Source organism: Collinsella sp. HCP28S3_G2 (genome assembly GCF_052065125.1).
Classification (GTDB): Bacteria; Actinomycetota; Coriobacteriia; order Coriobacteriales; family Coriobacteriaceae; genus Collinsella.
Genome location: NZ_JBQHUO010000020.1, coordinates 1 through 13,057, shown reverse-complemented (window position 1 = coordinate 13,057; position 13,057 = coordinate 1). Strand labels below are relative to the sequence as shown.

Genomic DNA, 13,057 nt, shown 5'->3' with positions numbered 1-13,057 from the left:
GTAAGGGCTACCGCACGGGCCGATACTCAAAGCCCATTGTGGCATCCCGAGCCCGCGGAAAGAAGCTGCGCCGCGGGGGAGGCGACCCAAATGGCTTTCTCATATCGTCTTTCTTATCCAGGAGAACAATGCGAGAACTCAGCATCTTCGTCGACGAGTCGGGAAGCGACGGCCTCTCCGACCGCCACTACCTGCTCACCGTCGTCATGCACGACCAATCCGAAAACATCGCGAATTCGATCGCGGCATATGAGGGCGCCCTTCGCGCCAAGGGGCTCCCGGACATACCCTTCCATGCGTCGCCGCTCATGAACGGCAAGGACCAGTACTCGGGGCTCGACCTGAGGACGCGCAAGATGATGCTCGGCTCGTTCCGCGTCTTCTTCCGCCACATGCCCGTAAAGTACCACACCTTCGCATACGCGACCAAGCAGTTCGCCTCGCTCGACAAGCTTGCGGGGGCGATGCGAAGGGATATCGTGAACTTCCTGTTCGACAACCTCGCGGAGCTGCAATACTACGATTTGGTCAAGGTCTATTACGACAACGGCCAGCACTCCATCGCCGAGTCACTCCATCGCGCGGTCGAGTACGCGCTGTCGAAGGACGCCGTCGTCTACCGATCGGCGCAGCCCTCCGAGTACCGGCTTTCGCAGGCGGCGGACTACATCTGCACCATGGAACTCACGGCAATCAAATACGCCGAGCACACCGCCACCGCGACGGACGAGAAGTTCTTCGGCAAGTGGTCCGATTTCAAGAAGGGCATACTGAAGGAGACGCGCAAGAAGCTCGTCTAGGGAGGCGATCAGCCCTTGGCGGAGCGTTTACCGACAATGGAGTCTGTTACGGGGGGGGTTGATAAGACGCCACTTAGCTGCATAATAGGTTCCAGTTAGAAACCCTCGGGTTTGCGGGGCGGGATCGTGAAAGCGATTCTGCCCTATTTTTTTAAAAGACTGCTCGTCCAATGGCTTCTGCATCAGATAAACCACTTGGAGCAGAAGCCGATTTGGAAGACCGAATGGACCAGCATCGAGATTCCTAAACAGGCCATCATCACGCAAAACCCGATTCCGGCCCATTTCATGAAGGGGTCTTTGCCCAGCCTGTCGGAATCCCGTTCAGATCGGTCGGGTGAATAGGTGTCGGCGTACACGTCGACCCTGGCAGACTCTTTTGAAAGCAGCTCGAGGGCCTCGTCGAGGTCGCCGGCGAGCTTGTCCCCGTCGATTCCGACCTTGAAAAGGTGCGTCTCGTCATGCTGCTTGAGCGCCGATTCATCCTGCAGCAGGTAGAACCTCTCGCCGTTCACCCCGTTCGCCAGAGCGGTCCTCTCGCTCGAGAACGATCGGATCTCCCTCTTGAGCCTCGGGAAGGCCCCCTTGCCCTCGATTCCGAACTTCTGCGCGAGCGACTCAAGCTGCCAGAGCAGGTCGTACAGCCCCACCGCGGGCAGGAGTCCGGCCCCGTACGCCTTTTCGAGCATCGTCCGCTCGAAGCGGTCGTATGCTTTGATTGCCTCGCCGTAAGTCAGCGTGGTCCCGATCGAGGGCATCTCATTCATCTGCATCGATTCTCCTGTCCGCCGATTAGAGGCTGCTCGCCTCGCCGAGCGCTGCCGTATTCGCCGCGAAGCGCACCCCTCCAGAGGTGAGCTCGACGGGGTGTCCGGATTTGACCAGGTCGCAAAGGGCGTATATTCCATATCCCGCCACCCCGGCAATGGAAACGACGAGGCATCCGAGGAGGCCGGCCTGAGGCCCGGTGATGCCGTTCGTCGCATCGACAAGGGATTTGAGCATGCCCCGACAATCGCTTGCTTTGTTGTCCACCGCATCAATCGCCGCGTAGCTTGTAGCGGTGCGTTCCATAACGTCGTTCATCTGCTTACCTCCATTTTCCCGTTGATCCGAGCACGTATCCGCCCGCAAGGCCTAAAAGAAGAGCCACTGCACCCGAGACGAGCGCAGGAGACGGCCTCCGCGCCTGAGATACCGAGCAGGTCTCGCTCTCGGGAGCGGACACGCGAGCGAAATCTTCGCCCTCTTTCTCCTCCGCAACCGATCGGGCGATCAGCGAGAGGGCCTCATGCAGGGTTGCCGATACGTACTCGAAATCGATCTCCGGCTCGATCTCGATGGGATGGTGGGCAGCTTCAAGCGCCGCCTTGATGGCGGAGACGTCTTCGGCCCCTAGGACCTCGTCGCCTCTCAGCAGCTCCTCGACTCGACGCGCGATGCTGCCCGTGCTCTGAACCTCGACTCGATCAGAATCGTTCCGAATAAAGGTCTTCTCGTTGGCGTTGACGACAAGGGAGACGATCCTTTCATCAGGGAGCTCGCGCCCAATTGCGTTGGACACTACCTCGCGCAAGACGTAACGTTTGGAGGCCATCCTCTCCCCGACGTTGCGCATGCGCCCGCTTCCGTCCTCAAACCTCAGGATCCCGTCGCTCCCGATCGCGGCCGAGGAGGAGTAGTTCTTCACTTCGACTATCACAAGACCCTGCCGGCTGACGAGGATCTGGTCGAACTCATCGTGCTCGCCCTCGTAGTCCAGCTCGGCATTGACCAGTTGCTCGAAGCCGGACCCGACATGCTTGATCGCGTAGAAGACCCGTCGTTCCCCGGCAAAACCCCTGATTAGGCCAGCGTGATAGGAGCTGAATCTCTTCAGCGCCTCTATCGCCGCGAGATAGCTTGGGACGCCCATGAGTCCGAGCTCTTCGCCTCGAGCAATAAGATGGTCGATGACGTGGTAGGTCTTCACGCTGGAGCTGTACTTGTCTTGAAACACCGTTCTGCATATTGCTTGCTCGAAATCGTTATGTCGTTCGAGAAGGGCCGGCACCTCGAACGATTTCTTGGTCAATTCGCATTTCATCGTTTAATCCTTTCGTATCGGATGACTTGATTCTCTCAACTTGATAGACTCGTGTATAGAAGCTTTTCACGAGTATCTCAGTGGTAAATGGAAGAGAGAAACAACATGGGACGAGTCTTAACCGATCAAGAAATGAAAGACGCCTGGGGTGAGCGATTTAAAACCGAGAGGAAAAAATGGTATGCAACGCAAGAGGACTTCGCGAATGCAATGCAGAAAGAAGGGCATGCTACGACGAAGACCACTGTTGGACGCTGGGAGAAAATCGGCGGCAAATACGGCAAAGAAAAACCCGGTTTCCCATCGTTTCCCACGATGCAAACGATTTCAAGACTCCTGAAAGTCCAGATTGGATACTTGATCGGCGAATCAAAGGGAAGGACGTTCGACGAGCAGGAGGTTTCGGAATATCTCGGAATAAGCGTGGAGGCGGTCAACGCGCTTCGCGAGCTCGCGGCGAGGCCCGGCGCCAATAGCAGCCCGTTTAAAGAAAAATACGGTTTGCCAACGACCTCTTATGCAGACACCCTCGAAAAAGTCCTGACGAGCAGTAGCTTTCGATGTCTTATTGACCATCTGAACGAGGTGGATTGCGGCATCTCCGATTTCACTGAGAGAAATTCCCCTAAATCCCGGAACGACAACGCGAACCTACTGGAAAGCGAACGCTGTCGCGAATATCGCCTTAGCCCAGAATCGAATCCGGAACGATTCGATCATGATGGGCACTTGGTCAACGAGAGCGGTGCAAGAATGTTCGACCCAGAAGACCCGGAAAGGCTTGGAGAAGAGGTCATCGGCATGAGGAATAGGGTGCGAATGGCGAAATGCCTGCTGATAGACGACCAAATGGCCATGGTCCGCGAGGTCTGGCCTCAAGTCGTTCAGCTCGATGAGGGCGTGGCGGACCTCGGCGATATTGTCGTTCAGGCGACCGAGAACAGCTGCAGGGTAACGGAGAAGCCCTAATCGAGCCGCCGACGCCCGCTCGTCCACCCCAGCTTGCCCAGACGGCCCTCCCGCAATGTCCTTGTCCCGGCGGGTGGGTACCATTTACCCGGGTGCACCTGGGGCAACGGGCTGAAAAACCTGTGCAAGGTCGCTCGCAGAACACGCAACATCAAACACGACAGAAGAGGCGAACGACAGATGCCGGACCCCGGACGACAGCACCGCGGAAGACGAGCATTCCGACCACAACCGAACAACTCCAGCTACTAGGCAGGCGCCCGCATGGGTGCCTTTTACTTTTCAGGGACTTAGCTGCGAGCTAAGGCACGCGGCTCATGGCCGTTTCGTGGAGGCACGACCAGCTCGACCCACTTCGACCCGTCTCCGCTCCTGCCGTGCTCACCAATCGCCATCAGGCGGTTCAATCGTCGTGCAGACGAAAAGGGACACTGTGCCGTGCGGTGTCCTCGCGCGGTGCCGCACGGGAAGATTGGAGGAACCATGGCACGCACAGCCGAATGCGCCGCGCCCGAGGGAAGCCGAGATCGGGACGAATGGATGACGGTGATCGAGATGCAGGAGTACATGAGGGCGAGCCGAAACAAGGCGTACGACCTCATCTGGTCGGGAGAGATCGACTCGTACAGGCTCGGAAGGAAGCTCCTGGTGTCGAGGGCGTCAGTGGACGCCTACATCGAGTCGAGGAGCGGCAGGAAATGACGGCGGCGACCGCCCCGGGAGCCGCCCGCGGCCGGGCACGCGAGGGAGCCTCGAGACGAAAGGAGCTCGAGGACGACCATGACCAAGAGCATTAGCAGGAGCCAGGTGAGGCTCATCGCATCGACCAACGCGATATTCGGAGCCGACGAGGCGTGCGCGATGCTGCGCATCAGCCGCGACGCAATGTACCGGCTCGCCAAGGACCCCGACGACCCGTTCCCGATCCGCTACATCGGCGGCAAGACGCGCGACGGCATCGTGCTGCACGACGAGCTCGTCGCATGGGTCGAGCGCAACAGCGTCGTCGGCTCGCCCAGAAGGGGCTAGCGCCGATGGCGGCCGCAGGCCCGAGGGGGCGCGACGGCCCCTCCCCGCGCGAGTTCACGGCGGTACGGCACTTCATGATGGCGGACCTGGGCCTCTCCGGCCTTCCCCTGCTCGTCTACGCGCGCATCTTCGGCTTCTGCGACGCCGGGTGCGGCTACTTCGAGAGCAAGGGCGGCCTGGCACGATTCCTCAACGTGCAGGAGCGCAGCGTCCACCGCGCCATCCGCGACCTGCTCGACCGGGGCCTCATCGAGGAGTGCGGCGTGCACGCCCCGGCGCGCGGGCACGCCACCAAGCGGTACCGCATCGTGCGCGAGAGGCTGCCGCCCGGAGCGCTGGCAACCCCTGGCGATTCGTCAGGGTTCCCGGCGCGAAAGGGTGACGAAATGACAGGGCTCGGCGCGAACAAGGATGACGAACCGTCAGGGTTCGCAGCCCGAACCCCTGACGAGATGTCAGGGAAACCCCTGACGATATGCCACCCAATAAGCAAAAGGGACAACAAGGACTTCAGAAGATAAGGAAGGGGCGCCCGATGGACCGAGCGGGACTCATCACCCTGGAGCAGGCCCGTGCGGCCGGGCTCTCCTTCGACGAGCCGGAGCCGAGGGCGTGCCCGCACTGCGGCGCCGCCCTCGATCCGCTCGGCGCGGCGCTGGCGGGCAGGGTCGCCTGGGTCTCCGCCGCCCCCTGCCCGTGCGAGGGCGCAGCCAGCGAGCGGGAGGCCGAGGCGCGAAGGCGCGCGGCCCTCGCCGCCGAGGAGGAGGCCGCCCGCCGGGAGAAGGCGCTCTCGCGCGCGGGCATCCCAAGGCGCTACTGGGCCGCCGAGGCCGACCGCCCCGAGTTCGCCGAGTACATCGCCTCGTTCGCGGGCAACGGGGGCGCCGGGCTCTACATACACGGGGGCGTCGGCGCCGGCAAGACGCACGCCGCCTCCGCCATGGCCAGGCTGTTCGCCGAGGCCGGCTACGACGTCGCCTTCACGACGGCCAAGGGCATGCTCGAGCGCGTGAAGGCGACGTTCGACGAGGGCGGCACCGAGGCCGCCGTCGCGCGGTACGCCAAGTGCGACGTCCTCGTGCTCGACGACCTCGGCAAGGAGGACGCGACCGAGTGGTCCGTCGGCACCGTGTTCAGCGTGCTCGATGCGCGCTACGAGGACATGCGCCCGACCATCGTCACGTCGAACTACGCGCCCGGCGCGCTGGCGGACAGGCTCGCGAGGCGCGGCGAGCGCGTCACGGCAGAGGCCATCGCGAGCAGGATCTCCCAGACCTGCAGGCCCGTCTACCTGGGCGGAAGGGACAGGCGCCGGCGCGCCTGACCTGTGCGATTCCCGTGGAGGCGCGGACGGCTCGACCCAGCTCGACCCATCGCGGGCGGCCCCGCCCTATGCCGCAATCGAAATCGCTATACACGTCTTGGGCGGCGCCGACGCGCCGGCACGCACGCCTGCTCCGACTCGCACCGTGCCCCCATCGCGAGGACGCCGCCCGCCAAGCAACAAACGAAAGGAGGAGGGCCCATGGACGGCTTCGAGAGGATAACCGGCCGCGAGCACGACGGGCTCGTGGAGAAGTGCCAGGAGAACGGCTGGCTCAAGGTCGGCGGCTTCGACTGGCAGGACGACCCGTTCCTCGAGGAGTACCCCTACGAGTTCTCCCGCACGGACAGCGTCGACAGGCTCCGCGAGGCGCTCGGCTCGGGCAACTGGGCCATACGCTAGGGGTTCTGCTACCGCGACCTCGCGTTCATCCAGCAGGTGAACGGCGGCGACGAGTGGTGGACGCTCAAGCGCGACGGCGACGCGTGGACCGGCTTCGAGAGCTGGAGCTTCGGCGCCATCGCCCAGGAGCCCGAGCGGTTCGAGCGCGCCATGCGCGACATGTGCGAGGCGACGCCGGAGCAGTGCCGCAGCGGCGAGTGGGCCCATCTGCACGAGAAGGCTCCCGAGCCGCTGGCGCAGCGCGCCGCGTCCGCCCGCGAGGCGAGCCGCGCGCACGCCGGGCAGGAAGCCCGCGCCCCAATGGCGCGCGAGAGGGCCGTCGGGGCCGAATAGGGACGACCGGGGCGCGAAGGCGCCCTTTTTCATCTCGACTGGAAGGGAGGCGCGGGATGGCGAGCGACTACGGGGACGAGGCGGGCGGCAAGCTGCTCGACTGGATGCTGAGGATCGGCCAGGAGGCCGGCGCCGAGGCAATGGCGCGCAGCGCGAGGGAGCTCTCCGAGCGCCTCGCGGGAATCCGCGGGACCATCGCCGGCGGGCGCGCCGAGGCCATCGCGGCCGACGGCGTGCCGGCCTACGCGAAGCTCAGCCTCGAGGAGCTCTCTGGGCTTCCCGAGTACGCGACGATCAAGGAGGTCGTCTCCGACAAGCTGCGCGCCGCGTCGGTCGAGCACCACATCATCCCCGGCGAGGGCCGCGACTGGCTGCTCTTCAAGGTGGAGGACGCCCCCGAGGTCGACGAGGCCTTCCGCCAGCTGGAGCAAGAGACGGGCAAGGCCGCCGATCGCGCAAGGGAGCGGCTCTCCGAGATCGCCGAGAGGCGCCAGGCGCCCGAGCGGCTGGCGGAGCGCGCCGAGCGGGCGCGCGAGGCGTCGAGGGCCCACAGCCAGGGCATCGGCCGGGACCGCGGCCCGCGCCAGATCGAGGGGCCCGAGAGATGAGGTGGCAGGCGGCGGCCGCGCTGGCCGCGGCGGCGTTCGCCGCGGGAGACTTTGCGGCCGCGGCAATCGCGGCGTCGGGCACGAGCCCGATCCTCGACCCGGAGGCCGCCATGGCGGCGATCCCCGCGGCGCTCCGCGCGGGGCGCGTCTTCTCCGCGGAGGCGGTTCCCCTGTGCGCCGGGACCGCCTGCGCGTGCGGCGCGCTCCTCGCCTGGGCCCGCTCACTGGGGACCAAGGGGGCCCGGCGCGACGGCGAGGAGCACGGTAGCTCCAGGTGGGCCACGCGCAAGGACATCGCGCCCTTCGGCGACCCCAAGGACCCCGACAACAACATCATCCTCACCGACAACGCGCGCATCCGCCTCGTGAGCCGCAGGTTCGACCTCTCCACCGACACCAACGACAACGTGCTCGTGGTGGGAGGACCCGGCACCGGCAAGACGCGCTACTACGTCAAGCCGAACCTCCTGCAGGCCAACGCCAGCTTCTTCGTGACCGACCCGAAGGGCACGCTCATCCGCGAGATGGGCGGCGCGCTGGCGGAGCTCGGCTACGAGATCCGCGCGTTCGACACCATCGACTTCACGCGCTCCATGCGCTTCAACCCCATAGCCTACATACGCGACGAGGCGGGCGTCATCCGCTTCGCCCGCGGCATCGTCGCCAACACCGAGGGCGACGCCGACCACAAGGGCGACCCCTACTGGGAGAAGGCCGAGCGCCTGGTCTACACCGCGCTCACGGCCTACCTCGTCATGCACTGCGAGCCCGCCGACAGGAACCTCGACGGGCTGCTCACGCTGCTCTCGCTCGCCGACGCCCGCGACGACCCGGGCTACATGAGCCCGCTCGACATGGTGTTCCGCGAGCTGGAGACCGGCGAGCGCTACGTGAGGCGCGGCGGCGCTTCGGCGGAAGGCTGCGGTTCGCTGCGCGGCTTCGCCGAAGAGGACGGCGCGTGGGAGTGGGTCAAGGTCCGCGAGCCCGCGCCGCCCGACGACTTCGCGCTCGCGAGCTACCGCGAGTTCCGCGTGGCCGCCGGCGACACCATGAAGTCGATGCTCTCGAGCTGCAACGTCCGCCTGAAGCCGCTTTCCATCCGCGCCGTGCGCGACCTCACCTCCAAAGACGAGCTCGACCTCGCCCACATGGGCGACGAGGGCGCCAAGGTCGCGCTCTTCGCGTCTATGAGCGACACCGACTCGACCTTCGACTTCCTGTTCGCCCTGCTCATGGATACGGCCGTGAGCGCGCTTTGCGCCGAGGCGCTCGAGGCGCACGGCGGCTCGCTGCCCACGACGGTGCACTTCGTCTTCGACGAGTTCGCCAACATCGGGCGCATACCCGACTTCGAGCGGACCATCGCCGTCACCCGCAGCAGGAACATCGCCGTCTCGATGATCGCCCAGTCGCTCTCGCAGCTGAAGGAGACCTACGGCGACAATAACGCCGAGACCATCGTGAACGCCTGCGACACGCTGCTCTACCTGGGCGGCAAGGCGAACGAGACCAACGAGGAGATCAGCAAGATGGCCGGCAAGCAGACGGTGGCGAGCGAGACGCAGAGCGACTCGCGGGGCGCCGGCTGGACCCGGACCGTGAACCGCGGCATCTCCGAGCGCGACCTCATACAGCCCGCCGAGGTGGCGCGCATGCCGCGCGAGGACGCGCTCGTGCTCGTGAACGGGTGCATGCCGCTCATGGACCGGAAGTACCGGCTCGAGCGCCACCCGCGCTCGGGCCTGCTCGAGGAGGCCACGCGCCGCGGCCCGTTCGACTTCGCGGAGTACCGCAGGCGGAAGGACGGCGCCTCGTGACGGGGCCGCGGAGGGCGCGGGCCTCCCCCGCCGCGGGGGAGGAGCAGCAAGGAACATCGTCAACCGAAAGCAAAGGAGAGCAGCATGCTCGCAAACGTCATCAAGCTCGTGTCGGGCTGCGTGACCTTCCTCGGCGGCTTCCTGGTCGTGTGGGGAGCGGTCTCGCTCGGCCTGGCCATCAGGGAGCAGCAGGGCGGCCCGCAGATCGCGACCGCCATTTCCACCATCGCCGGCGGCGCGATCATCATCGCCGCGTCGGTCTACTTCGGGCAGCTGGACACGTCCTGGCTGCCGGCATAGGGGGCGTCGCGGATGGCGCTCCGGATACCGGTGCAGAAGGACATCGGGGAGTACGAGGAGAAGATCGTCGGGAAGATGAGCCTGCGCACGCTCGCATGCGTGTCGCTCGGCTTCGGCAGCGCGGTCGGGGCGGCGGCCTTCGTCCACCTGGGCCTGCACGCCGACGTCGCGGACGCGGCCTTCCCGATCATGCTCTGCAGCATGCCGTTCTGGCTCGCCGGGTTCTGGCGGCCCTTCGGCATGCGCGCCGAGGAGCTGCTGCCGCTTTTGGCGGCACACGAGTTCTCCCCGCAGCTGCTCGCGTACGAGCCCTGCCTCGCCGGGAGCCTCCCCGAGGGCTCGCCGCGCCCGGGCCGCCCGGGACGTCGCGCGAGGCGCAGGGCAAGGAAGAAAGGAGCCGAGCTCTATGAGCCGAGCAAGAAGCAACAAGGAGAATAGGCCGAAGCGCCCGAGCACCCTCGGGCTGCTCCTCGGCGGCACGGGCGGGCGCAAGGACGCCTCGAAGGGCGCGGAGGCCGAGCGGCAGAGGCGCCGCCGGGAGCGCGACCGCTCGCGCGAGATGGCCGCCTACGTCGGCTACGACGCCATGTACAGGGACGGCATCGCCCAGGTGATGCCCGGGGTGTTCAGCCAGACGGTCGAGTTCTCCGACATCAGCTACCAGTCCGCGCGCAAGGAGGCGCGCGAGACGGCCTTCACCGTGATGAGCTCGCTGTTCAACTACTTCCCGGCGGACTCCCACGTGCAGCTCCAGGTAGTGAACGCGCCCATCCCCGCCGACGAGGTCGGCCGCAAGGTCTTCTTCGAGCCCGGGGAGCGCGCCACCGCCGGGCTCGCCGAAGAGTACAACCGGATCCTCAACGACAAGATGCGCGAGGGCGTCTCGAACCTCGTGCGCCACCGCTACCTGACCTACGCCGTGGGCGCCGACGACGTCGACGCCGCGGTGCCCAAGCTCGCGCGCATCCGGGGCGACGTGGAGCAGACGCTCGCGCGCATACGCTGCTCGTCGCGCGCCCTCGACGGCGTCGAGAGGCTCGAGCTTTTGCAGGGGCAGCTGCGCCCGGGGTCGCGCTTCGAGTTCTCCTGGGACAAATTGTCCCCGACGTCGGGAGCGCGCACGAAGGACTTCGTCATGCCCTCCACGCTCGACTTCAAGCCCGAGGGCAGGTCCGACTGCTTCCGCAGCGACGGGCGCTACGGCGCGGTGCTCGCGGTGCGCAGCTTCGGGTCGGTCATCGAGGAGACCTACCTCGCCTCCATCATCGACCTGCCGCTGCCGCTCAACGTGACGCTGCACGTGCAGCCCATCGCGCAGAGCGAGGCGCTCGCGCTCGTGAAGCGCCAGATCGACTGGATGGACAAGGAGATCATCGACGAGCAGATGAGCGCCGTGAAGAAGGGCTACGACTACCAGATCCTGCCGCCCGAGCTGCGCTTCTCGAAGGAGGAGGCCGAGGAGCTGCTCGACTTCCTGCGCAACAAGTCCGAGCGCCTGTTCGTCTACACGGGCCTCGTCTACACCTGGGCCGACAGCCTCGAGGAGCTCGACCGCCGCGTCCAGCAGGTGACGAGCGTCGCGCAGGGCTGCACGATCGGCCTCGAGCCGCTCCACTTCCGGCAGCGCCAGGCTCTCAACTCGGTGCTCCCGCTCGGGGACAACCACGTCACCGTGAGCCGCTACCTCACCACGGGGCAGGTGGCCATGCAGATGCCCTTCGCCAGCCAGAGCCTCGACGAGGCGGGCGGAGGCTACTACGGGCAGTCCAGGGAGAGCGGGAACCTGGTGCTGTGCGACCGCAAGCGCCTGGCGAGCCCCATGGGCTTCGTGTGCGGCAAGCCCGGATCGGGCAAGAGCTTCTCGGTGAAGCGCGAGATAACCAACACCGTGCTCGCGCACCCCGAGGACGAGGTCGTGATCTTCGACCCGGCCGGCGAGTACGGCAACCTCGTCGGCGCGCTCGGCGGCGCGAACGTCGAGCTCGCCCCGGGATGCTCGGCGGTGCTCAACCCCCTCGACACCGCCGACGTCGCGGACCGCGCCGACGCCGCCAAGCTCGCGTACAAGACCGACGCGGTGCTCGCGCTCTCGAGCGCGCTCATGGCCGAGGGCCGCGAGGGCCTGCCGGAGCGCGACCGCTCGATCATCGCCCGCTGCGTCGGCGAGGCGTACCGGGAGTGCGCGAGGGACGGCCGCCTGCCCACGCTCGGCGACTTCCACGCGGCGCTGCTCGCTCAGCCCGAGCCCGAGGCCGCCGACATCGCGCTGCGCTACGAGCGCTACGTGAAGGGCGCGTTCTCCTTCTTCAACGGCCAGAGCAACGTGGCGCTCGACAACCGCATCACCAACATCGACATGCACGGCCTCGGCCAGAACATGCGCGTGTTCGGCATGATCACGGCGCTCGAGATGGTGCGCAACCGCGTGATGGTAACGCCGCCGCGCCCCAACTACACCTGGCTCTACATCGACGAGGTGCAGAGCCTCTTCGCGCACCCGACGGTGGTCGAGTACTTCGCCCGCCTGTGGCGCGAGGGGCGCAAGTTCGGCCTCATCTGCACCGGCATCAGCCAGAACACGAGCCACATGCTGGCCAACGCCGAGGCCCGCGACATGGTGCTCAACTCCGAGTTCTTCCTGCTGCACAAGCAGTCCACCGCCGACCTCGACGCATGGGCGGAGATGCTCCAGCTCTCCGCCACGGAGCGCGGCTACATCGGCGACGCCGTCAAGCCCGGCGAGGGCCTGCTCATCAGCGCCGGGATCCGCGTGCCCATCACCGACGACTTCCCGAAAGGCTCGCTCTACGACCTGTGGAACACCAAGCCCGCAGAGGTCGCCGAGCGCGAGATGCGCCGGGCGGCGCGAGAGGCGGAGGAATAGGAATGGCCGGCCCGAGCGAGGGCGGCGGGATGCTCGAGGTGGTCGGGGCGCAGCGCCGCGACGTGCTCACCGCGGGCGACGTCGCGGAGACCGAGCGCGACGCCCTGGGAAACGTCTCGGAGGGTGCCGGCCCGCTCGACGAGGCGGGGGGCCCAACCGCAACGGCGAAGGGGCGCCCTTCCAGGCCCGACGCGCCGGAAGGCGGGCTCGGGGACAAATTGTCCCAACCAGCCGGCGACCGGCGCGCGGCGGCCGCGATGCGCTCGCGCGTCGATGCGGCGAAGCTGGCGATCGCCCGGGAGGCCGTCTCCCAGCTCGACGACTCGGAGGAGCTCGAGGGCGCCTCGGGCATGTACGACGCGGGGCGTGCGGCCAAGAAGGCCGCGGGAAGGCTGCGGCAGAGGAAGGCGAAGAAAGCAGCCCAAGGCAGCCGCAAGGCGGCGACCGCGCTCGGCGCCCCAAAGGGAGGCGCGCGCGGCCCCGAGGCTGTCTCTTATACACATCT

The 13,057-nt window shown here is 66.3% G+C and carries 16 protein-coding genes and 1 pseudogene; 14 read left to right on the top strand and 3 right to left on the bottom strand.

Annotation, left to right across the window (positions count from 1 at the left end; translation table 11 throughout):
• The first annotated feature begins 128 nt into the window (after window positions 1-128).
• Window positions 129-800 (top strand): DUF3800 domain-containing protein, encoded by a 672-nt coding sequence (locus ACTNB2_RS08590; protein ID WP_441042604.1) that lies wholly within the window; start codon window positions 129-131, stop codon window positions 798-800.
• 182 nt (window positions 801-982) lie between these two features.
• Here the strand turns inward: ACTNB2_RS08590 and ACTNB2_RS08585 are convergent, their stop codons facing one another.
• From ACTNB2_RS08585 to ACTNB2_RS08575, 3 genes are read right to left on the bottom strand one after another with little or no spacing between them, the layout of a single operon-like run.
• On the bottom strand, window positions 983-1,573 hold the full coding sequence (locus ACTNB2_RS08585; RefSeq protein ID WP_441042603.1) for a hypothetical protein: 591 nt from the start codon (window positions 1,571-1,573) through the stop codon (window positions 983-985).
• 19 nt (window positions 1,574-1,592) lie between these two features.
• Window positions 1,593-1,886, bottom strand: a complete 294-nt coding sequence (locus ACTNB2_RS08580; protein ID WP_015540311.1) for a hypothetical protein — start codon at window positions 1,884-1,886, stop codon at window positions 1,593-1,595.
• Between the two features lie 4 nt (window positions 1,887-1,890).
• On the bottom strand, window positions 1,891-2,886 hold the full coding sequence (locus tag ACTNB2_RS08575) for a nuclease-related domain-containing protein (RefSeq protein WP_015540312.1): 996 nt from the start codon (window positions 2,884-2,886) through the stop codon (window positions 1,891-1,893).
• Between the two features lie 87 nt (window positions 2,887-2,973).
• On the opposite strand from ACTNB2_RS08575, the gene ACTNB2_RS08570 reads away from it, so the two are divergent.
• The 13 genes and pseudogenes from ACTNB2_RS08570 to ACTNB2_RS08510 form a co-directional block, all read left to right on the top strand.
• Complete coding sequence (locus tag ACTNB2_RS08570; RefSeq protein WP_139913180.1) at window positions 2,974-3,855, top strand: helix-turn-helix domain-containing protein; 882 nt, start codon at window positions 2,974-2,976, stop codon at window positions 3,853-3,855.
• Window positions 3,856-4,338: 483 nt separating this feature from the next.
• Window positions 4,339-4,557 (top strand): helix-turn-helix domain-containing protein, encoded by a 219-nt coding sequence (locus ACTNB2_RS08565; protein ID WP_096227029.1) that lies wholly within the window; start codon window positions 4,339-4,341, stop codon window positions 4,555-4,557.
• Between the two features lie 78 nt (window positions 4,558-4,635).
• Window positions 4,636-4,884: a helix-turn-helix transcriptional regulator gene (locus ACTNB2_RS08560; RefSeq protein WP_042433145.1), complete on the top strand. Its 249-nt coding sequence runs from the start codon at window positions 4,636-4,638 to the stop codon at window positions 4,882-4,884.
• A 5-nt stretch (window positions 4,885-4,889) separates the two neighbouring features.
• On the top strand, window positions 4,890-5,405 hold the full coding sequence (locus ACTNB2_RS08555; RefSeq protein ID WP_441042602.1) for a hypothetical protein: 516 nt from the start codon (window positions 4,890-4,892) through the stop codon (window positions 5,403-5,405).
• Between the two features lie 14 nt (window positions 5,406-5,419).
• Window positions 5,420-6,208: an ATP-binding protein gene (locus ACTNB2_RS08550; protein ID WP_441044927.1), complete on the top strand. Its 789-nt coding sequence runs from the start codon at window positions 5,420-5,422 to the stop codon at window positions 6,206-6,208.
• A 201-nt stretch (window positions 6,209-6,409) separates the two neighbouring features.
• Complete coding sequence (locus ACTNB2_RS08545; RefSeq protein ID WP_441042624.1) at window positions 6,410-6,610, top strand: hypothetical protein; 201 nt, start codon at window positions 6,410-6,412, stop codon at window positions 6,608-6,610.
• Between the two features lie 36 nt (window positions 6,611-6,646).
• The gene (locus ACTNB2_RS08540) at window positions 6,647-6,943 is read left to right on the top strand and encodes a hypothetical protein (protein ID WP_441042623.1); all 297 of its coding nucleotides are present in this window, start codon (window positions 6,647-6,649) and stop codon (window positions 6,941-6,943) included.
• Window positions 6,944-6,999: 56 nt separating this feature from the next.
• Window positions 7,000-7,551 (top strand): hypothetical protein, encoded by a 552-nt coding sequence (locus tag ACTNB2_RS08535; RefSeq protein ID WP_139913189.1) that lies wholly within the window; start codon window positions 7,000-7,002, stop codon window positions 7,549-7,551.
• Window positions 7,548-9,368 (top strand): VirD4-like conjugal transfer protein, CD1115 family, encoded by a 1,821-nt coding sequence (locus ACTNB2_RS08530; protein WP_441045754.1) that lies wholly within the window; start codon window positions 7,548-7,550, stop codon window positions 9,366-9,368. The genes ACTNB2_RS08535 and ACTNB2_RS08530 overlap by 4 nt, the downstream gene beginning before the upstream one ends.
• An 84-nt stretch (window positions 9,369-9,452) precedes the next feature.
• Window positions 9,453-9,668, top strand: a complete 216-nt coding sequence (locus ACTNB2_RS08525) for a hypothetical protein (RefSeq protein WP_006234636.1) — start codon at window positions 9,453-9,455, stop codon at window positions 9,666-9,668.
• A gap of 30 nt (window positions 9,669-9,698) precedes the next feature.
• Window positions 9,699-10,106, top strand: coding sequence for a PrgI family protein (locus ACTNB2_RS08520; protein ID WP_441045752.1), 408 nt, complete (start codon window positions 9,699-9,701; stop codon window positions 10,104-10,106).
• Window positions 10,075-12,552, top strand: coding sequence for a VirB4-like conjugal transfer ATPase, CD1110 family (locus ACTNB2_RS08515; protein WP_441042606.1), 2,478 nt, complete (start codon window positions 10,075-10,077; stop codon window positions 12,550-12,552). The genes ACTNB2_RS08520 and ACTNB2_RS08515 overlap by 32 nt, the downstream gene beginning before the upstream one ends.
• 2 nt (window positions 12,553-12,554) lie before the next feature.
• A pseudogene (locus tag ACTNB2_RS08510) lies at window positions 12,555-13,057 on the top strand (hydrolase Nlp/P60); the annotation flags it as partial.